Source organism: Pantoea cypripedii, assembly GCF_002095535.1.
In the GTDB taxonomy this organism is placed as follows: Bacteria; Pseudomonadota; Gammaproteobacteria; order Enterobacterales; family Enterobacteriaceae; genus Pantoea; species Pantoea cypripedii.
In genome coordinates this window covers 943,397-962,682 of record NZ_MLJI01000002.1, presented here as the reverse complement: position 1 = coordinate 962,682, position 19,286 = coordinate 943,397, and the positions used below count along the sequence as shown (strand labels likewise).

The 19,286-nt window shown below is 49.2% G+C and carries 17 protein-coding genes and 5 pseudogenes; 11 read left to right on the top strand and 11 right to left on the bottom strand.

What is annotated here, in order from left to right; all coding sequences use genetic code 11:
• Positions 1-79 precede the first annotated feature (79 nt).
• Entirely contained in the window at positions 80-1,006 is a 927-nt protein-coding gene (locus HA50_RS25715; protein ID WP_084879620.1) for an Rpn family recombination-promoting nuclease/putative transposase, read from the bottom strand.
• A gap of 343 nt (positions 1,007-1,349) precedes the next feature.
• Here HA50_RS25715 and HA50_RS25710 point away from each other — a divergent pair.
• Positions 1,350-1,976 (top strand): annotated as a pseudogene (locus HA50_RS25710) (MBL fold metallo-hydrolase); the annotation flags it as partial.
• 42 nt (positions 1,977-2,018) lie between these two features.
• Here HA50_RS25710 and tnpC read toward each other — a convergent pair.
• The 3 genes from tnpC to HA50_RS25695 are packed head-to-tail and all read right to left on the bottom strand — an operon-like array spanning position 2,019 to position 4,336.
• Positions 2,019-3,557 (bottom strand): IS66 family transposase, encoded by a 1,539-nt coding sequence (gene tnpC, locus HA50_RS25705; RefSeq protein ID WP_084879619.1) that lies wholly within the window; start codon positions 3,555-3,557, stop codon positions 2,019-2,021.
• 39 nt (positions 3,558-3,596) lie between these two features.
• On the bottom strand, positions 3,597-3,944 hold the full coding sequence (gene tnpB / locus HA50_RS25700) for an IS66 family insertion sequence element accessory protein TnpB (protein WP_084879618.1): 348 nt from the start codon (positions 3,942-3,944) through the stop codon (positions 3,597-3,599).
• Positions 3,941-4,336, bottom strand: coding sequence for a transposase (locus HA50_RS25695; RefSeq protein ID WP_084879617.1), 396 nt, complete (start codon positions 4,334-4,336; stop codon positions 3,941-3,943). The genes tnpB and HA50_RS25695 overlap by 4 nt, the downstream gene beginning before the upstream one ends.
• Positions 4,337-4,418: 82 nt before the next feature.
• Here HA50_RS25695 and HA50_RS31830 point away from each other — a divergent pair.
• Positions 4,419-4,598 (top strand): annotated as a pseudogene (locus HA50_RS31830) (MBL fold metallo-hydrolase); the annotation flags it as partial.
• A gap of 69 nt (positions 4,599-4,667) precedes the next feature.
• On the opposite strand, the gene HA50_RS25685 reads toward HA50_RS31830, so the two are convergent.
• Both HA50_RS25685 and HA50_RS25680 read right to left on the bottom strand, forming a co-directional pair.
• Complete coding sequence (locus HA50_RS25685) at positions 4,668-5,156, bottom strand: DinB family protein (protein WP_084879616.1); 489 nt, start codon at positions 5,154-5,156, stop codon at positions 4,668-4,670.
• Between the two features lie 117 nt (positions 5,157-5,273).
• Complete coding sequence (locus tag HA50_RS25680; RefSeq protein WP_084879615.1) at positions 5,274-5,753, bottom strand: Lrp/AsnC family transcriptional regulator; 480 nt, start codon at positions 5,751-5,753, stop codon at positions 5,274-5,276.
• Positions 5,754-5,885: 132 nt separating this feature from the next.
• On the opposite strand from HA50_RS25680, the gene HA50_RS25675 reads away from it, so the two are divergent.
• Both HA50_RS25675 and HA50_RS25670 read left to right on the top strand, forming a co-directional pair.
• On the top strand, positions 5,886-6,590 hold the full coding sequence (locus HA50_RS25675) for a LysE family translocator (protein ID WP_244193677.1): 705 nt from the start codon (positions 5,886-5,888) through the stop codon (positions 6,588-6,590).
• 38 nt (positions 6,591-6,628) lie between these two features.
• Complete coding sequence (locus HA50_RS25670; protein WP_084879614.1) at positions 6,629-6,817, top strand: YjfB family protein; 189 nt, start codon at positions 6,629-6,631, stop codon at positions 6,815-6,817.
• A 312-nt stretch (positions 6,818-7,129) separates the two neighbouring features.
• Here HA50_RS25670 and HA50_RS25665 read toward each other — a convergent pair whose 3' ends face one another.
• Together HA50_RS25665 and HA50_RS25660 are read right to left on the bottom strand one after the other, a co-directional pair.
• Positions 7,130-8,407 (bottom strand): right-handed parallel beta-helix repeat-containing protein, encoded by a 1,278-nt coding sequence (locus tag HA50_RS25665; protein ID WP_139811038.1) that lies wholly within the window; start codon positions 8,405-8,407, stop codon positions 7,130-7,132.
• Between the two features lie 90 nt (positions 8,408-8,497).
• Positions 8,498-9,150 (bottom strand): annotated as a pseudogene (locus HA50_RS25660) (RNA-guided endonuclease InsQ/TnpB family protein); the annotation flags it as partial.
• A gap of 199 nt (positions 9,151-9,349) precedes the next feature.
• Between HA50_RS25660 and HA50_RS25655 the strand changes: the two are divergent.
• From HA50_RS25655 to HA50_RS31825, 7 genes and pseudogenes are all read left to right on the top strand, one after another.
• Positions 9,350-9,733 carry a hypothetical protein gene (locus HA50_RS25655; protein ID WP_139811037.1) on the top strand — a complete coding sequence of 128 codons (384 nt, stop codon included), beginning with the start codon at positions 9,350-9,352 and terminating at the stop codon, positions 9,731-9,733.
• A 231-nt stretch (positions 9,734-9,964) separates the two neighbouring features.
• Entirely contained in the window at positions 9,965-11,449 is a 1,485-nt protein-coding gene (locus tag HA50_RS25650) for an MFS transporter (RefSeq protein ID WP_084879611.1), read from the top strand.
• A 26-nt stretch (positions 11,450-11,475) separates the two neighbouring features.
• Positions 11,476-12,585, top strand: a complete 1,110-nt coding sequence (locus HA50_RS25645; RefSeq protein WP_084879610.1) for an oxidoreductase — start codon at positions 11,476-11,478, stop codon at positions 12,583-12,585.
• Between the two features lie 527 nt (positions 12,586-13,112).
• A pseudogene (locus HA50_RS25640) lies at positions 13,113-14,437 on the top strand (MFS transporter).
• 103 nt (positions 14,438-14,540) lie between these two features.
• Entirely contained in the window at positions 14,541-14,867 is a 327-nt protein-coding gene (locus HA50_RS25635) for a hypothetical protein (protein ID WP_084879609.1), read from the top strand.
• A 406-nt stretch (positions 14,868-15,273) separates the two neighbouring features.
• Positions 15,274-15,504, top strand: coding sequence for a type II toxin-antitoxin system VapB family antitoxin (gene vapB / locus HA50_RS25630; RefSeq protein ID WP_084879608.1), 231 nt, complete (start codon positions 15,274-15,276; stop codon positions 15,502-15,504).
• Positions 15,501-15,671 (top strand): annotated as a pseudogene (locus HA50_RS31825) (type II toxin-antitoxin system VapC family toxin); the annotation flags it as partial. The gene vapB and the pseudogene HA50_RS31825, both read left to right, overlap by 4 nt.
• On the opposite strand, the gene HA50_RS25620 reads toward HA50_RS31825, so the two are convergent.
• From HA50_RS25620 to HA50_RS25610, 3 genes are read right to left on the bottom strand one after another with little or no spacing between them, the layout of a single operon-like run.
• On the bottom strand, positions 15,670-17,145 hold the full coding sequence (locus tag HA50_RS25620; protein ID WP_084879607.1) for a hypothetical protein: 1,476 nt from the start codon (positions 17,143-17,145) through the stop codon (positions 15,670-15,672). The pseudogene HA50_RS31825 and the gene HA50_RS25620 overlap by 2 nt on opposite strands.
• A gap of 59 nt (positions 17,146-17,204) precedes the next feature.
• Positions 17,205-18,131 (bottom strand): DMT family transporter, encoded by a 927-nt coding sequence (locus HA50_RS25615; RefSeq protein ID WP_084879606.1) that lies wholly within the window; start codon positions 18,129-18,131, stop codon positions 17,205-17,207.
• Positions 18,128-19,276, bottom strand: coding sequence for a trans-sulfuration enzyme family protein (locus HA50_RS25610; protein ID WP_084879605.1), 1,149 nt, complete (start codon positions 19,274-19,276; stop codon positions 18,128-18,130). The genes HA50_RS25615 and HA50_RS25610 overlap by 4 nt, the downstream gene beginning before the upstream one ends.
• Positions 19,277-19,286 lie beyond the last annotated feature (10 nt).

Genomic DNA, 19,286 nt, shown 5'->3' with positions numbered 1-19,286 from the left:
ACAGGAATATTCTGCCGGGGAAGATGGCAATGACGGTCTAGCTAGCTAGTACCTTCTGATACGTGAGGCAAGATATGGATTAGTGCTTAATCTGCAACAGCTGTTCTTCGGTCAGACCGGTCATTCTCTTGACGGTGCTGCGGTCCATACCGTCCAGCAACATATAACGGGCGACTTCAAGTTTACCTTTCTCGATTCCGCGTTGTTCACCGAGTTGGATGCCCTTCTGTTTAAGCTGTTCCGCGATAGTCATCAGTGCGTCCTCGTGGTTCGGCACTCGCTGTGCCAGTTTACGTACAAAGGCTTCTGCGTTTGAAGTTTCGCCTGCCTGCGCAACGTAGTTTATCACCGAAACAAACTGCTGTCCTGTCATGGGCTCCGTCTGCAAAAGCGTAGCCAGATTATCCAGCAGCTCGGCCAGATCGCGCCGGTGAATGTGTTTTTGTATCAAAGTCAGGGCCGCCATACTGCGGTGCCCCATGATTTCAGCATCAGGAATGACGGTGACATCAACCAGCGGGAAACCCTTGTTATAGAGGTTATCTGCCAGCACCGGATCGCTAAATTCATCCAGCCAGCGGGTTGAATACGGATAAGGGCTGCGCTTTCCGGTGTAAAACAATACCGGTATCACCAGCGGAAGCTTTTTATGCCCGGCGTCCAGGTGGCGTTGCATGGCTGCGACTGCGTAGCGGAGAAGCCTGAAGGCCATATGTTTATCCGGGGAAGACTGATGCTCGATAAGCACATGCACATAGCCATCATTACCGGTTGTGGTCTTCAGGCTGTAAACGACATCACTAAAGTAGGGACGCAGGTTTTCCTCAACAAAACTTCCTGACTCCAGCTTAAGGGTTTTGAAGTCACAGACGGACTTCAGTTCTGCCGGAAGGTGAAGCTGCATAAAATCCCGGGCGGTCTCGGGATGCGTCAGAAACTGCTTAAATACAAGGTCATGCGGGGTTGGGGTGGCTTTTTTCCCTCTCCTGGCTTTCGTGTACGACATGTCCTTCTCCTTGATTGGGATGCTGCTCACCTGCTATTAACGAAAACTCTGCTATGCATTTGATCTGATGGAATTTTCAATAAATGACATTGAATCGCAGAATTTTGATAGTATACTGGTTATCCATACAGCCGTCTGTGCGTAATCTCGGTACTTCGGCCCCGAGATCCGATATCAATACCCTCATATATTTCCCGCCTCAGCGTTTCGCTCGCCTTATAAAGTCGGTTTTCTGGTCAGGTGGATAACGAACATCGGACGAAAAAGCAGCACTAACCGGCACACCCTGGTGCGCTGATATGCCATGTTGATTGGATACCGATGAGACAGAGAGGACGACGTAATGATCACCTTATGCAAAGCCTGCGGAACATCCTATGCGACCGCCGGAACGCCTCCGAGGCAGTGTAAAATCTGCGAAGATGCACGGCAGTTTGTGCCTGCAACCGGACAACAATGGATCGATTTACCCGGCCTCCTTGCCTCACACACCAATAAGTGGCAACAACATGAAGCCAGTCTCTTTAGCATCACCACCGTGCCTGAATTCGCGATTGGTCAACGCGCATTCCTGCTGAGAACAGCAGAAGGGAATATTCTGTGGGATTGCATTGCCACGCTCGACGACGCCACGAAAACGTTAATTTCCACACTGGGTGGGCTCAAAGCCATCGCCATATCACATCCGCATTTCTATACCACCATGCAGGAATGGGCAGCTGAGTTCGATGCCCCGGTTTACCTGCACGCCAGCGATCAGCAGTGGATCATGCGCGACAGCCCCTACATCAGGCCTTGGGAAGGCGACGCCATTAAACTGACTGCTGACGTTACTGTTATGCATCTCGGTGGGCACTTCGCAGGCAGCTGCGTGCTGCACTGGGCACAGGGTGAAGGGATACTGCTTGGCGGGGACACCGTTCAGGTCGCACCTGGCGCGAATGCCGTCTCCTTTCTGTGGAGTTACCCGTAAGCGTACAGCGAGAGCCGTATTGACAGGATGATCCGGAGATTATTCCCCGGGCAGGGTGACGCGCCACGGCAGTAACTCACCGACGCGATTGACCGGCCAGTCGGCGATTACCGACAGCACATGGCGAAGATAACGTTCAGGATCGATGCCGTTTAACCGGCAGCTCCCGATTAACCCATACAGCTGCGCGCCACGATCGCCGCCGTGATCCGAGCCGAAGAACAGGTAATTTTTCCGCCCCAGACTCACCGTCCGTAGCGCGTTTTCCGCGATATTGTTGTCAGCCTCCGACCAGCCGTCGCTCGCATAGTATTTCAGCGCATCCCACTGATTGAGCGCGTAAGCGAACGCCTTTGACAGTTCCGAGTGTCGTGACAGCGTTTTCTGCTTCTCCCGCAGCCATCCTTCCAGTGCGGTCAGCAGAGGCACCGTTTTTTCCTGCCGCGCGGCCAGACGTTCCGATGCGCTTTTGCCCCGGATACCGGCTTCAACAGCGTACAGTTCCCCGATACGGTGCAGCGCTTCAGTCGTGGTGTCAGACGGCGTCCGGACGTGAACGTCGTGGATTTTACGCCGCGCGTGCGCCCGGCACGCCGCTTCCTTTATTTGGCCTTCGCGGTACAGCTCGTTGAACCCGGCGTACGCGTCCGCCTGCAGCACCCCGCTGAACCCCGCAAGGTGCGACTGCGGGTGCATCCCTTTGCGGTCCGGCGAGTACGCGAACCACACTGCCGGCGCCATCGCCGAGCCCGCGTTGCGGTCATCACGCACGTAGGTCCACAGCCGGCCCGTTTTCGTTTTGCCATTGCCCGGCAGCAGCACCGGGACCGGCGTATCATCGGCGTGCAGCTTACCGTCCGTCAGCACGTAGCGCTGCAGGGCTTCATCCAGCGGTGACAGCAGCTGGCAGCACGCGTCAACCCACCCCGACAGCAGCGAACGACCCAACGTGACGCCCTGACGTTCGTATATCTCCGACTGCCGGTTCAGCGGCGTGTGCTCCGCGTACTTCGACGTCAGCACCCGCGCCAGCAGACCCGGCCCGGCGATGCCACGCTCGACAGGACGCGACGGTGCGGGGGCCTGCACGATGCGGTCGCACTTTCTGCAGGCGTGCTTTTCCCGCACGGTGCGGATAACGCGGAACCGGCTTCGCATCAGCTCCAGCTGCTCTGCTACGTCTTCGCCCAGGTACGACAGCGCGCCGCCGCAGTCCGGGCAGCAGCTTTCAGCGGGTTTAAGCCGTTTTTCATCGCGCGGCAGGGATTCAGGGAACGGTTTGCGCGTGCGGGTCTGCCGCAGCGGCCGTGGCACCGGCGGGTCGTCCACGCGACCGGTACGCTCGTCGCTGTCCTTCTGCATGGCGGTGAGACGGGCTTCTATCTGCGCGATGCGCTTCGCCACCTTTTCAGAGCGGCTGCCAAAGTTCATGCGGCGCAGCTTATCCAGTTGCGCCTGCAGGTAGTCAACTTCGCGCTCGCGCTCATCCAGCCTCGCCTGCAGGAGGCGGTTCAGCGCCTCCTGTTCAGCCAGGCGCTGTTTAAGAAGGGCGATGTCGTCGGGAAGAGATTCGTTCATGGCGGGCATGCTACCAGGTTGCCCGCGGGGTGACCAGGATTACAGCAGCGTGAGGGGCGACAGCAGGCGCTTTGGCTGCCGCCAGTCGATGCCTTCCAGCAACATGGCCAGTTGAGCGGGTGTGAGGAACACTTTGCCGTCGCGGGCCGACGGCCAGGCGAAGCGACCACGCTCCAGCCTTTTGGTCAGCAGGCACAGACCGTCACCGGTGGACCAGAGCAGTTTGACCTGGCTCCCGCTGCGCCCACGGAAGATAAAGACGTGACCGGACATCGGGTCATCTCTGAGGGCGGTCTGGATCTTTGCGCCCAGGCCGTTAAAGCCGTTGCGCATGTCGGTGATGCCCGCAACCAGCCAGATTTTTGTGCCGGATGGCAGGTTTATCACGGACGTCCTCCGCGCATGATGGCCGCCAGCATCGCGCTGAGCTGCTCCGGAGTGGGGTTATGGAGCGATATTTCCCCGCCCGGGAGCCGGATAATGCAGTCTGCGGTGGCATCAGGCAGCGGTACCTGAGCGGGTACAGGATGCACTATCTGAACCGGTACCAGCGCGGGTAATGCTGGTGTTTTTGTTTTACGCCTCCGGGGTGTAGCGACCCGGCCCTCATTTTTCCAGAGACGCATCCATTTAAAGAGGAGGTTGTCGTTAACATTATGCTGTCGCGCCAGGGCGGCAACGCTGCCGTTTTCCTCAAGGGTTTTAAGCGCCATGTGAACCAGCCGCAGCTTAAATTCGGGCGTGTAGCGCTGGCGTGTCAGAGATTTAGAATCAGTCATCAGGTGTCCACCTAACCGGAATAAGTGGACGCTTAAATTACAGGGAGAGGCGAAATTAACCAGACGGTGCTGGCTGCACGCTTACAGTTACCCCAACATGCTTCCGTTACCGGCAGCGATGGTCCGGGATATTACGCAGCGCCTGAGTGCCGTGAAGTTTGCAAAACTTTATGGTGCGTTTGAAGGAAGGAATATCACGGAAAATGCGGGGGATATCGTGCGTTGTTCAGGCGAAAAATATATCGCCTGTTTGGGGCTGTGAAGCGGACATCTGGGTAGCTAAAAAGCTACCCTGTGCTTATCACTACGTGGGAAAATCAGGCACGCGGATCTAGTGGTTATGGTCTCTGAGAAAAACCGTCAAAACGTCTTTGGGAGGCGTTACTCCACACTCTGAAAGTAACCAACCTACCGCACCGCGATGATAAGTCCCGTGGAACAAAACATGATTAAGCATATCCACGGCCTTCATTTCACCCTCCCCGCCGTCTACGAACTGGAATTTTATCGTAGTCGCGAGATCCTCGGCAGTCATGGCGGTTACCGCCTCGATATACCAATCCGTGCATGCGGCCATTTTATCGAGCAGCTCATCAGCAGAGGGAGTATCCGGCGTATTTAGCGCAGTGTACCCATGTTGCTGCCCTGTCAGGTTGGCCCTGAAAATCATGTCAACGAGATAAATATGGTTCATCAGCCGGAGCGTCAGATGTCGTTTTTCTGCTTTCGCAGGGGTGTCTACTTCTTTAATTACCTTTAAAGTTTCGAAGTCAATCCAGCGCTTATATTTAAGCAAAGTAACGATGGTTGGCGAGCTCATGGTCTGTCCCTGGAATTTTATATTGTGCCATCATATCAATAGCATGCAGGATTGGTACCTTGAATTACACTCCGTTAACAAATACCTTGTGAATGAGTGCCGCACGATAAATCCGACTTACACTATATGCCCAAGAGGGAGTGGCGAAGGTTCTTTAATCACCTGAATGGCAAAGGTACTTCGGATGTCACGCACACCCGGTAACTGCAGTAACACCGTGGTGTGGAAAACCTCATAGGCTTTCAGATCCGGCACCACCACATGCAGCAGAAAATCAGCATCTCCCGATATCAGATAGGCAGAAATGACCTCAGGCAACAGAGCCAGCGCCTCTCTGAGTCTTCCGGCCTGTTCAAGATCGTGCTTTTCGACTTTCAGACCGACCATTACAGTCACTCCCAACCCCAACAGTTCCCTGTCCAGACTGGCTGTATATCCCTTTATGACGCCCTCTTTTTCCAGATTTTTGACCCGTCGCAGACAGGGTGAAGGTGAGAGTCCAATCTTGTCTGCAAGCTCGACATTGGTGAGCCTTCCATCAACCTGGAGGGACAAGAGAATCTTTTGGTCAAACGTATCAAGTGATATTTTTGGCATAGAAATTACCATTAGAGTTGATTACAGCAATAATATGCCAATTATAAGCCTTAAAAGAGAAACAATGGCAAGCACCTGCCTCACCACTCCGGGATAAGATAGCGGCCTTCACTATTCTGGATTGCCGCGACTATGTCTGACTATTATCTGTTTGCTCTTTCACTTGCCATGATCTTCACGTTGCCTGGTCCCGATATGATTCTTCTGTTGCAAACGGGTTCAACAGCCGGGAAACGTGCAGGTCTGATGACTGCCCTGGGACTCGGTACAGCCAAACTATGCCACGTCATCCTTGCCGCATTTGGGTTGGGGACGATGTTCAGGGTGTACTCATGGACGTTCGATATCGTCAAATATGCAGGCGCCGCCTACCTGTTCTGGCTGGGTGTAAAAATGCTGCGACCAGGCCGCTTTTTCCGTGCACCGGACGAACCTGCCAGCATGGATTCCCGCCATACCATCCAGCATGTGGGTAAAGGCATGCTGACGAATCTTTTGAATCCCAAAGCGCTGCTATTTACATCCGTGCTGCTGCCCCAGTTTATCCATCCGGAAAAAGGGAATGTGATGTTGCAGTTTTTCTCACTGGGTCTGGTCCTTGTTCTGACTGGATTTATGTTTGATGCCATGTACGCACTGGCGGGGGGTATTTATGGCCGTTTTCTTGATAGAAACATCCGCTTTCAGCGCATTCAGCAACTTTTTTTCCAGCGTCATTCTTATCGGATTTGCTGTACGCCTGATGATGATGAGCCATGTGTAATACTCGCTCCATTAATCCCTAACCTTTTGCGCCGAAATGCCGATAATCTTGCACGGCCTGGTTTCAGGCCGTGATGAGTTTCCTTTTTCTTTGTATCGAACAGGAGCACACCATGGATGTTTCGCAAATTACTTCACTGGCTTCCGGTCTTGATAATCTAGATCTCAAAAGCCAGGTGAATACCCTCGTACTGAAGAAAGCGTTAGATAACCAACAATCCTCTGCAGCCAGCATTCTCGAATCCATTCCACAACTGCCAGCTAACCCGGCAATCGGACGGAATATCAATACCACCGCTTGAGCAGCAGCCTGACCGGGATTGATATGCTGGTTTACTCGCGGATGTCATAGCCGGCTCTTGTCGACGGGGAGTGAGAATCTCCCCGCTTTGCGGTGATGGAATGGTGGGTGGGGATTTTATTGTTAGGTTAAGTTAGGTGAATAGTGTTAATCCCACTTGGATTAAATGGCATACCCCAGTGTAAGATGATGTCATTACTTTTATTCTTATATTTGTCATGAATACAGTTGCAAGAACTCTATTCTATCAGATAACAAGTTTACAAGTTCGAAACCCGGCATAACGCCGGGCAGTTCTTGAACCATCTAGCTCTTAAATAATCCCTGTCACCTCCAAAGGGTCAGGAGTATGGTTATTTTCAAGTCTAACTTGTGCGGAGTTATTCCTTTTAGCGTAACCACGATAATTACTGGACACATCACCTTTTTTAGTTTCAGAGATTTTATTATTATCTATGTTGATTACACCCTCTATTACCAATCCTTTTTTCTCTTCAAGGAAAATAGCCGCCCTTAACCGGCTACCCCTAATAGTATTGTTTTTTATTAGACCACTCCCAACTCCGGTTAAAGTTATTGCATTCATTCCTGAACTAGTAATTTCATTACCTGAAACAATCACATTTGATATTGAATTGATGCGAGAATTTATTAAAATCCCAATCCTTCTATTGTCAGAAACTATATTATCAAGCACTTTCGAAGTAACACCATTGCCGCCAATGAAAATCCCATCCACGCCATTTCCAATTGATACATTATCACTGATTGTTACTTCTGGCTTACCTTCAAAAATATCTATGCCATTGTTACCATTTCCTTCAGAGTGACAATTCATAACACGGCCTGAATTCAGGTATCCAAGGCCAATTCCGCAATATCCATTGAAGGCTGATTTTATATTTTCTATAATCTGCGTGCCAGCATAGCTTTTTGAATAATTAAATAAACCAAACCATGCATTATTTATGCATTCTATTGTGGCCCCTGATGTATCAATGCTCCAAGATTCAACACCAGTTCCGATACGAATACCATTCTTATCGTCAGCATCAAGGGTTACGAATTGACCAGCAAGACAGTTATCTCGACCACCGTTATAAACTTTCGGACTTATGAAGTTTGGTAACCCTCCTCTTTCTAAGGTTATCTTATTCTTGTCTATCATTTCAATTTTAAATTTTCCATCACCTACCCAGACAAAATCGCCGATATTGAATGCACTAGCATCTTTGACATACAAATGACTCGCGACTGCTAAGTTTGCATCCTCAATGAGTGTAGTCCTTTTAATATCACCATTCGCATTATAACGGCACATTCCAATTGCTTTGAAGCTATGATGACCATCAGCATCACTAATTACTTTGCAACCAGAACCAGAAAATCCAACTACAGAAATATTTTCGTGAACAACGGAGTTATTTTTTGAATAAAATATTGGACCTGCCCCATGATACCCTTCTGCTGGTTTAAATATAATGTTCTTGTAACTACCACATCGAAGAAGTAAAAGTTTTGATACAAAAATGGTACTACCAGATCCATCGATCATCCCTCCCTGCATCTCATTTATCGCTTCCTGCGACATGAGCCAGTCCTGATCTAGAGCCGGGTTGGTGCGAGAAAACGCAAAGCCAGGGAGCAATGAAGCGACACTAGACATAACTAGCTAGCTAGTGCTCAATTTACGCTGTAGCAACGCAAGGCGCTTTTCGGATTTCGCGGTATGGCGGGGATTGCTTTGTCTGAATCCGGTATCGGTGACGAACAAATCTTTTTAAACCAACATCAATGCCGACCGTTTTTAGCAGTGATCGGCAGTGATACAGGCTCAGATTCGCACAGGCAGGAGACGAAATATCGCCCTGCTGCGTCTTTTGAAATTGTCACTGTTGACGGCGCAGATGGCAGAGGACGCGACCAGCGGATATCCAGAGGCACTTTGCTTTTCGCCATGTACAGCCTGCCGTCACGGTATTTAAAAGCACTTGCCGTCAGCTCGGCAGATTGTCTGTGGTGCTTGCTTTTAAATGTGGGGTATTTTGCGCGTCCGGCAAAGAAGTGGGTAAAAGCGGACTGTTGGTGGCGTAAGACCTGCTGCAAAGGGACGCAGGAAACATCATTCAGCCAGGTAAATTCAGGCTCTTTTTTCAGGGCGGTGAGCCGGGCATTGGCCTGAATGTAGCCGATCTTCTCTTGCCGCTGTCGGTACGCATCAGTACGCCAGCGGAGAACTGAATTGTAGACAAAACGCACACAACCGAAGGTTTGAGCTAAAAGCTCAACCTGATCAGGTGTTGGATAAAACCGATATTTGCAGGCACGTTTTATCTGTACAAAATTACAGTAGTCATTGTGAAAAGACAAAAAGAAGTTAGCCTGAAAGCCACCTTCTTTCCTCCCCGCCGGATTGGGCGAGGTCTCCAGGAGGCATCCTGATGAAACACATAAAGTAAATGTCAGGTCATCGCGACTTAGGGCAGTGTGTTTACTGGTCTTCGGTCTTTTGTTGATTTTGGCAGGTGCCGTGTTGACGATGCTGGGCTTCAGGCTGACCCGCCTGTCTGGCAGCCCTTATTATATCGTCATGGGGTTGATCTGGTTGATAACCGGACTGCTGACGCTATTCAGGCGGCCAGTCGAACTTTATCTTTACGCTTTGAGCTTCGTTGCCACCCTGATTTGGGCGTTATGGGAATCCGGCCTGAACGGTTGGGCATTGGTTCCGCGTCTCGATTTAGCGCTGTTATTCCTGGTGATTGCCGTGGCGCTGATGCCTGGCCGCAAGGCTGATGGCACTTATTTTGACAACTCGACTCAGCCGGCAGTCCAGGACTGGCCAACTTACGGCGGCGGGCATGGTGCCCAGCGTTTCTCTACCAATACAGGCGGCATTTATTGCCGCCTTAATTGATCGCCATCCTCTCTATCTTTGCATCCATTCACCGAAAGAACTGTCAGAAACACGCCCCCTACAGGGTGGGGGTGACAAATTGAGTCAATGTTAAATCCTGGTTATTTACCTGTCATATAACGATATTTCATAACTAATCACGCCAAAAAGGTTGCCAGATCAGGATGAATGTGGAAATCTGTCCGTCTGGACATCCAAACATCTAGATGATGACAACGATAAATAGTAAACATGACACAACTCACTTTAACTAATGAAATCGAGCAGACTGAATCACCAGGCTCAGCTGTTCACACCATCCGCAGCGCTTCCGACGTCAGCCAGTTAGTCAACAACTCCACCCAGGCGCGGAGCAATGCACGCATCATTGTTGCCATTGCGCTCGGCGGTATTTTTCTTGATGCCTACGATCTCGGTGCACTGGCCTTCGGGGTAAAAGACATCACGCGTGAATTCGGTCTTGGCCCAAAAGGCATTGGTCTGGTGGTCTCTGCGATCACCATGGGTGCCATTGTCGGCGCGCTGATCGGCGGTTATCTGACGGATAAGATTGGCCGTTATCGTGTCTTTATGGCGGATATGTTTTTCTTTGTCTTTGCCGCTATCTTGGGCGCTCTGGCACCGAACGCCGAAGTGCTCGGCATCAGCCGTTTTATTATGGGGCTGGGTATCGGCATTGACCTCCCGGTGGCGATGGCATTTCTGGCTGAGTTTTCCCGGCTAAAAGGGCGTGGTAACAAGGCCGCCAGTATCGCCATGTGGTGTCCGACCTGGTACGCAGCCATCTCGGTTTCTTACCTGTTGGTGCTGGCCTTCTTTTACTGGCTGCCGGAAAGCCAGACAGCATCCCTGTGGCGCTATATTGTCGGATTTGGTGCGGTACCTGCGCTGGTGATCCTGACGATTCGTAAGCGTTATATGACGGAATCTCCGGTATGGGCTGCCAATCAGGGCGATCTGGAGCAGGCAGCGCAAATCCTGCGCGTGTCCTATAACATTCCGGCAGTGGCCGCGCCACAGGCGGAAGCGGCAGGCTCGTCAACCGCTATCAAACACAAAGCAAGCTGGAAGAACTACGGTTTACTGCTGCGGGGCCACTACCTGCGCCGTACCATCCTGACCAGTGTGATGTCCTTCGTTTCCCCCTTTGCCTACGGTGCCATTGCCTTTGGGTTACCGATCATCGTTTCTACCTTGTTCCAGCAGTCGATGTTGACCACCATTTTAGTTTCGCTGGCGCTCAATCTGTTTTTCGCTTTTACCGGTGGATTGGCCGCCGTGAGGCTGGTGCCACGTTTTGGTGCTCGGGCGATGAGTATTGCGGGCTACGCGTGTCAGTTAGTGGCTTTGCTGGGACTGGCATTGGCGGGACGACCTGATGATGAGCTGAAGGCGGCTTTGTGCTGCGCTTATCTGGCGCTGTTTCTGCTGGGGCAGGGGTTTGGACCGGGAGCACAGACCATGGTGTATGCCTCACTGAGCTACCCGGCATCAATACGCGGTGTTGGGGTGGGGCTGAATCAGACTATCACCCGCTTCGCCACCACTATCGCGCTATTTTTATTCCCGCTTCTGACCGCAAGTCTGGACACTGGCCTGTTCTGGGTGATTGCCCTGTCGCCGGTGTTGGGTTTGCTGGCACTGTTTGCGATCCGCTGGGAGCCTGCTGGCTATGACATTGATGCTGAAGATTATGCCGATGTTGTGCAGCGTTAATACGATAATTATCCAGGAAAGAAAAAATGTCTTTTACTGAAATTCAGGTAGTACCGGGGCCGGCTAACTATTACTGCTTTCCGGGCGCGATCCGTGAATTAAACAACTTCTATAGCGAATCTGACTTGCAGCACGCGATGTGGTTGTATGGCGAACAGGCGTTGCAGGCCGCTCAGGCCTGGCTGCCTGAGGCGTTTGCTGTTGAATCCGCCGGTAAAGCCTGTATCCGTGAGCATTGTAATGACCCGATGATTCGCCGTTTGGCAGAACAGGCCGGGTCACGCTGTAAAGTGATCATTGGCGTCGGTGGTGGCACGGTGATGGACAGTGCGAAAGCGCTGGCAGCCCGTATGCAATTACCTGTGGTGCTGATTCCTACTATTGCAGCAACCTGCGCAGCCTGGACGCCGCTTTCCGTCTGGTATAACCCGCAGGGGGAGAATATCGGCTATGAGATCTTCAAACAGGCGAACCATCTGGTTTTAGTCGAGCCAGAGATCATTTTGCAAGCCCCAGCGCCTTACCTGCTGGCGGGGATCGCCGATACGTTAGCCAAGTGGTATGAGGCCAGCGTTTTGGTGGGTAATTCCCCGGCGTCTGAGGTGCCTTATCTTGCGCGCACCGCACTCAATATGGCGCGCGGGCTTAAAGAATTGCTGCTGAGTGACAGTGTAACGGTATTGGCCGATCTGCATAATGGATCCTTAACCGAACGATTCATTGCTGTGGTAGATGCGATCATTGCCGGTGGCGGATTAATTGGCGGGTTGGGCGAGCGTTTTACCCGCGTGGCGGCAGCCCATTCGGTACACAACGGTATGACTGTACTGCCGCAGACACATAGCATTCTGCACGGTATCAAAGTGGCGTACGGGATTCTGGTTCAGGTCGCACTGATGAAGGATGAGCAGGAACTGCAAATGCTGCTGGGCTTCTATCGTCAGTTGAAATTGCCAACCAGCCTGCGTGAGTTGGGCATCGATATCTCAGACAAAACACAGATTGATGCGATGATTGCCCATACCCTGCGTCCGAAAGAGACCATTCACCTGATGCCGGTTAAAGTCACTGCTGAAGTTCTGTTCGAGGCAATGGCAACCGTTGAGCAGGCGGCTGAGACAGTCAGCGCAGAATAAATCTAACATTAGCCGGTAGTTATTATGCTACCGGCTTTCAAACGGCTTCCTTTCTAAACTGAATTACCTTAATTAAATTATTATCGATATATTTTATTCTTGTCTTCGGTTGTGATTATTAATATTCTGATGGAGCATTGCAGCTTACTTAATATTTATAACAATCTGGCAGCAAATCACAAACAATCCGAAGGCCGCAGTAGATAACCCACCGCAAACCCATCCCAGACATTAATTAAATTTTGTGATCTACTTCAAATAAATTCTTCAAATAACATAAAAATGGAGAAAATAAATCACTTTGTTATGCAAATGCACATTGTCTTGTTCTCCCTGAAATCCTATCGTGTTCATATCAAAAAATATCAATATTAAGTCAGGTCGCCTTATCAGATAACGAAGAAAATTTATTTTCAGAATACAAATAATTAATTAGGTCAGGTTGTCTGCTGCCTGAATAATTCATTATTTGCATTTTTGATCTTCTAACAAGTTTAAGGTGGTGTCACATGGCTCAATTAAATGAAATTGATGACATTTCGCATGACAGGAAAACCAATGTCAGATGGCATGTCGTTATTATTTTATTTATCATCACTGCAGTAAGTGTTGGCGATCGTTCAACGCTGGCGATTGCAGGTAAAGATATGACTTCTGCTCTGGGTATCAACCCCGGTCAGATGGGATGGATATTCTCAGCGTTTGCATGGGCATACTGTCTGGCGCAGATCCCCGGAGGCTGGTTACTCGACCGTTTTGGCTCGAAAAAGATTTACCTGGCTGGTTTGTGCCTGTGGTCAGTTTTTACCTTGTTGCAAGGCTGTGTAGAAATTTTCCATGGTCTCGGTGCCGTTGTTTGTTTCACCATTCTTCTCTTCCTTGTCGGTTTGTGTGAAGCACCGGTGATGCCGGGCAATAGTCGTTTTGTTGCTGCCTGGTTCCCGTCTAAAGAACGTGCTACTGCCGCAGCAGTCTTCAATTCTGCGCAATATTTCGCCACTGCTATCTTCGCTCCGATAATGGGATGGCTGACACTCAATTATGGCTGGCAATCGATTTTTATCTTTATGGGCGTGTTGGGTATTGTGATTACCTTTACTGCGGCAAGAGTGATTCATAATCCGCTGGACCACCCACGCGTTAATAGCGAAGAAATTGATTATATCCGTCAGGGTGGGGCATTGGTGGATATGGATCAAAGTAAAACCCAGAAAAAAACGAATTTGATTTAAGCGCATTAAAGCAATTAATGACCAATCGCATGCTGCTGGGCATTTATCTTGGTCAATATTGTATTAACGTTCTGACCTTCTTTTTTATTACCTGGTTCCCGCTTTATCTGGCGATGGAAAAAGGGCTGAATATCAAAACAGTCGGGTTTATTGCTGCCATCCCGGCGATTTGCGGTTTCCTGGGGGGGCTGATGGGTGGCATTATTTCGGACCGTATTCTGCGCATCACAAAGTCACTCTCTGTTGCACGCAAGACACCGATTGTACTTGGCATGTTGCTGTCGATGGTGATGGTGTTCTGTAACTATGTCGACTCGATTTATCTGGTAGTTTTGTTCATGTCTTTAGCGTTTCTGGGCAAAGGCATTGGCGCACTGGGATGGGCGGTGATGTCCGATACCGCGCCAAAAGAGATGGCTGGTGTTGCCGGTGGCATTTTCAACTTGTGTGGTAACTTCGCAGGGATTGTTTCTCCGGTGGTTATTGGTTATATCGTGAAAGCGACAGGCCACTTCGAATGGGCGCTGGTTTTCGTCGCCATTCATGCCCTGATTGCCATTTTCAGTTTTGTGGTGATTGTCGGCCCGATCAAACGCCTCGAACTAAAAAAAGCGCAGTGACACTGTAACTATCTCGCATCATTTCAGGCAGCAGAGGTCGGCTGCCTGAAGCGAGCATCTGAAATTTCCGAACTGTTTCTTTTTTAAAGAAAATGAAAAGATTATGCGAGATCATATCCAGATGGCGAAATTAGGAATAATCTTATCTTTCGCTTTCTTTGGATTGGTTCTCATGCTTTACATTGATGCAGTTGGCGGTAGTAAGTACCTGATAAAAATGGATTCAATATTGTATGTTAAAGGCGAGGGTCACAAAACCTACGTTTACATCAACTACATGAAAGAACCCATTGTCAGTTCAACCTCTTTTGACGAACTCGTCGCACAGATTGCCGTGAAGCAAAATGTTGTCTATTCAATGCCTCACCGCGAGAAAACCGCAGGAAAATACGAAGAGCCAATACAGCTTGTGCACAGCCATCGAAATTGACAACAGTGTACGTTTCCGGAGCTGAATTAAGCTGTGGTGGTTAGTTCGGGGTGACACCTCAATTTAGCTGCTATAAAAATACGGGTAATGATAGTTATGTTAAATTGACTATCCGCAAGCGCACTTCATCACTCACCCCACCCGTAGCGGCGTGATTTATCACGCGGGTTTTCCTCCATCATGGCTGGACGATGCGGGATAAATCGCGTCGCTACGAGTTGTGTCAATCCAGACAACGCTACGGCAAAACTCCTTACCAAAGTCCCTGCTCTTTTCTCAGATTTCGCGTAGCATCGCCTGCACTGGTTAAGAGTGTATAGTGTTTCCTGAAGAACACTTATGTTGCACATATATAAAGCATCTGCATAAGCATATGTGAAAGACGTCAATCAACCTGGGGAAAGTCATGAGAACCGTATCAATTTTTAAAAACGGAAATAATCGTGCAATACGCTTGCCACGTGATCTCGATTTCGAGGGCGTAAGCGAGCTGGAGATTGTCCGTGAAGGTAACAGCATCATTCTGCGTCCGGTCCGGCCGACCTGGAGTTCATTCTCTCAACTTGAAAAAGCTGACGCAGATTTTATGGCAGAACGGGAAGATATTGTTAACGATGAAGGAAGATTCGATCTGTGAACAAGACGTACATGCTGGACACTAACATTTGTTCTTTCATTATGCGTTAGCAACCGGAAGCTATAATTATGTGTCTGCAGCAGGCTGTGCTACGCAACCATCGCATTCTTGTCTCAGCGATTACCTATGCTGAAATGCGCTTTGGGGCAATCGGTAAAAAGGCATCTATCCTCTTTTAAACCGCCACCTTATCGCTAATCCTGATAAAGTCAGCAGCAGGAAAGAAAATAAGGTGTTCGCTATTGCCACGCATGTTAAAAAAACCGTTTTTATTAAATCGCCTTTCTGTATATCTTGCGTATTTTTAAGATTATCGAACGGTTGAAATGTTTGCTTTAAAGTGAATATTAAGGAGTTGGTGATGTTTTTCCAGTCTGGCGGTAAATCAACTGCGACTGTGTGAGATCTGATTAACGAGTATATTATGGTGAATAGTGGAATTGATAGCAGGAAGATGATCAATGGCCTGCGATAGTTAGTTCCGTAATCTGATAACAAATAATACATGTTGCTGATGCTGAATAACTTATGGATCTTATTTTTCGTGTTAAGCAGGCTCTCTTGCTCCAGTGAAAAAAACATCCCCTCCAAATCACGATTCCTTTGTGATTCCATCATGAACCTCAATGTTCGATAACAGGAGGCATCATGCTCCCCTTTTCTGCTAAGGAAATATTTCCTTTTAGGGAACTGGCTTCCTTCGGAAATTTTCGCGCCAAACATCTGAGGTGCGGTATTGAAAACCGTATTAGTTAAAACCAACTCATGCACGATATCCCGGTAGCGTAAACTTAACTCATTAACAATCGATTCCGTAATTACCACGTTGTAGATGGCGTTTTTCTCATCATTTTCGATAGTCGCTAATTGCAAGGACCCTACTGAACTATCATTTATGATCAGATTTTCAATGGAAGAAATAAATAAGGATAAACGTAATTTACTCAGATTGGATTTTATTATCTTTATATCTATAACTTCCGAGTTGGCCGGGAATGTCATCGAGGAATGAAACCTTTCGTCGGTACTGATTACGCGGCAGTTTTCAAGATGAATTGAAATTTTTGCATGGATGTTGATGGCAATTTCAGTGTGATCCTGAAACATGCAATCGTCGAAAAATAAATGTTCGTGTTCTTCTTCCTCATTATTGTTAGTGATCTCTGTGGCAATCTTCGGTGTTTTTTTATTTTTTGTGAATCTAATCTTATCAATAAAAGATACTTGTTTAAATACTGCTGGCATTTTCCCTACGCAAACACATGAATTAAAGATGCACTCTTCAATATCTGGTGATAGCAAGTCCGGCGAAACACGCCTCCCTTCCTGCGAAATTTCAAAGTAATTACAAACAACCCCTCTTAGTTTAACATTGCCTAATAATAAATCTTGTTTGCAATTTTTAAAAATAACGCTCCTGCCATTTTTTAATCCGGATAGTTCAGTTGGTGCTGCGAATTTACATTTCTCAAACTGAATTGAACTTACGGCGTCAGGTATATCCAAAACGTCAGTCAGAATAGTGTTATCTTTTAAAATCAGAGCGATATCATCAAGACCAGAGAGCAATGATTTCACATCATTCCAGACTGCGTCTGTTATGTTATCTTCGATATGAAGTGACCCGTCATTAAGTTCCATACAGAACCCCATTCGCAACCCGGCCTTTATCGCGTCAGGGTTAAGATTTCCATATCTTATTAAGGAAGTCTATGCCCCTGGATCCTGGTTCCGGCATAAATAGCCAGCAGACTCCCTAACACGACCAGCAATAACCCTGCTTTAAACGATATGCTCATCGTCGTCCCCAGAATAAAAAGTGAAGCAATATTGCCCACCACAGGGACACCTAAGGTGAAATTGGACATCACAAAACTGCTGACTTTTCGGCCACATGCGCTGGAGATAACGAAACATATTGACGTGGCAACCGGGCCGATAAATACCAGTAAGCTGCAAAGGAATGGCGTAAAGGTTATCCCTTTTGGCTCCCCCTCAAAGATTAAAGCCAAAATAAACATCGGTACTGTGGCAAACAACATTTGCCAGGGCGCTAAGGCCAGTGGGCTTTGCACCCAGCGGTGATGGCGAACATGGAAGATAACCACTGACCAGCATCCAGCGGCCAGTAACAACAGTAAACACCCCTTTAATACGCCTGGTGTGTACCAATTTATTTCATAGGGAGAACACACCAGCGCTATCCCGAGCAGACCGGTGACTAACGCACACAGTTGTACCCAGCTGGGTATCTGGCGAAAAAACACCCCGGAGATAATCACCCCCCATAAGGGTGTGGTATAGGCTAATAACGCCGCACGACTGACGTCGGTATACTGCATCGCTACCAGTCCCAAAGCGGTGAAAGCCAGCATTTGTAAACATCCAACGCTGAGCAGAATCGGCAGATCCTGCTTCGCTGGCAGGGTTAATCCTTTCCTGCAGGCAAGGAACACAAATAAACAAACACTGCCACTGAGAAAACGGATCACCCCTAACCATAATGGTGGAATCACATTTAACGCTATCTTCATGGCTGGCCAGCTGATTCCCCATAACAACACCATCAGCACTAACAGCAGCCAGGTCAGCAACGTTGGCTGCTCTGCTCTGTGCGTTGCTTTCATGAATGCACCGGGGTCAGCAGGCTGATGGCGTCCAGTGCCTGCATCAGATCAGCAATCAGGTCATCGCTGTTTTCAATTCCCACGGACAAACGCACCAGGTCAACCGGACAACGCGACAACTCCCCTTCTGTACTCTGACGGTGTTCAATTAAGCTCTCTGTTGAACCCAGTGAAGTAGAGTGGCGGATGGTTCTGGTCAGCGTGCTGAGCGTACTCGCGGCAGCCACTCCGCCGTACAAACGGAATGACAGCATGGCACCATAAAATCCGTTCATTTGCTGCCGGGCATTGTTGTACCACTGATCACCTTCGAGGCCTGGGTAATGAACCTCACGAACCGCAGGATGTTTTAACAGCGATCGTGCCAGCTTTTCCGCATTATCACAGGCTTGTCTGAAACGGAGTGCCAGGGTGCGCATGCCGCGCAGTAACATCCAGGCATCCAGCGTTTGCAGCACCGTACCTGAGCTGGTACGGAACCACATCGTCAATTCCCACCATGCGTCAACTTCACGGGTAACAAGAAATCCGGCAGTTAAATCACCGTGACCATTAAGGTATTTAGTGGCGGAATGCAGGACAATATCGGCACCGAGAAGCAGGGGATTTATCGCTAACGGGGTTGAAACGGTGGCATCGACTACCAATCTGGCGTGATAACGGTGCACCAGGGTGGCGACCAGCGCAATATCGATCACTTTCCATAACGGATTAGTGGCGGTTTCTGCCCATACCACATTGACCTGGTGGCTGCGCAGCGCCTGTTCAAGCGCCTTGCTGTCATTAAGATTAACGAATATCAGCTGGATTTGATGCTGTACGCAGTAAGCAGACATGATATTACGGAATTCGTAATAACATTCTTCTTCGACAATCAGGCTATCGCCCGTCTTCAGCGTTGAGAGGACGGCCCAGGCAGCAGAGACACCGGAATTAAACAACGCAGCGTCAGCGCCAGATTCCAGTTTGGTCATCAGCTTTTCGGCCAGCCGGGATGTTGAATTTCCGCTACGGGCATAATGGAGCGCACCCTGTCCGGGCAATATCTGAGAGGTCACCGCAGGCTGAATGGCGGGAACGAGTCCCCCATGGGTTTCATCAGTAAAATGATCCAGCCCGGCTAATAATGTTTCAACATGTTCCATTGCGCATTCA

Excerpts from the sequence above, each read along its gene's own strand:
- HA50_RS25715 (WP_084879620.1), bottom strand. The coding sequence starts at position 1,006 with ATGTCGTACACGAAAGCCAGGAGAGGGAAAAAAGCCACCCCAACCCCG.
- tnpC (WP_084879619.1), bottom strand. The coding sequence starts at position 3,557 with ATGAACGAATCTCTTCCCGACGACATCGCCCTTCTTAAACAGCGCCTG.
- HA50_RS25695 (WP_084879617.1), bottom strand. The coding sequence starts at position 4,336 with ATGACTGATTCTAAATCTCTGACACGCCAGCGCTACACGCCCGAATTT.
- HA50_RS25685 (WP_084879616.1), bottom strand. The coding sequence starts at position 5,156 with ATGAGCTCGCCAACCATCGTTACTTTGCTTAAATATAAGCGCTGGATT.
- HA50_RS25680 (WP_084879615.1), bottom strand. The coding sequence starts at position 5,753 with ATGCCAAAAATATCACTTGATACGTTTGACCAAAAGATTCTCTTGTCC.
- HA50_RS25675 (WP_244193677.1), top strand. The coding sequence starts at position 5,886 with ATGTCTGACTATTATCTGTTTGCTCTTTCACTTGCCATGATCTTCACG.
- HA50_RS25670 (WP_084879614.1), top strand. The coding sequence starts at position 6,629 with ATGGATGTTTCGCAAATTACTTCACTGGCTTCCGGTCTTGATAATCTA.
- HA50_RS25665 (WP_139811038.1), bottom strand. The coding sequence starts at position 8,407 with ATGTCGCAGGAAGCGATAAATGAGATGCAGGGAGGGATGATCGATGGA.
- HA50_RS25650 (WP_084879611.1), top strand. The coding sequence starts at position 9,965 with ATGACACAACTCACTTTAACTAATGAAATCGAGCAGACTGAATCACCA.
- HA50_RS25645 (WP_084879610.1), top strand. The coding sequence starts at position 11,476 with ATGTCTTTTACTGAAATTCAGGTAGTACCGGGGCCGGCTAACTATTAC.
- HA50_RS25635 (WP_084879609.1), top strand. The coding sequence starts at position 14,541 with ATGCGAGATCATATCCAGATGGCGAAATTAGGAATAATCTTATCTTTC.
- vapB (WP_084879608.1), top strand. The coding sequence starts at position 15,274 with ATGAGAACCGTATCAATTTTTAAAAACGGAAATAATCGTGCAATACGC.
- HA50_RS25620 (WP_084879607.1), bottom strand. The coding sequence starts at position 17,145 with ATGGAACTTAATGACGGGTCACTTCATATCGAAGATAACATAACAGAC.
- HA50_RS25615 (WP_084879606.1), bottom strand. The coding sequence starts at position 18,131 with ATGAAAGCAACGCACAGAGCAGAGCAGCCAACGTTGCTGACCTGGCTG.
- HA50_RS25610 (WP_084879605.1), bottom strand. The coding sequence starts at position 19,276 with ATGGAACATGTTGAAACATTATTAGCCGGGCTGGATCATTTTACTGAT.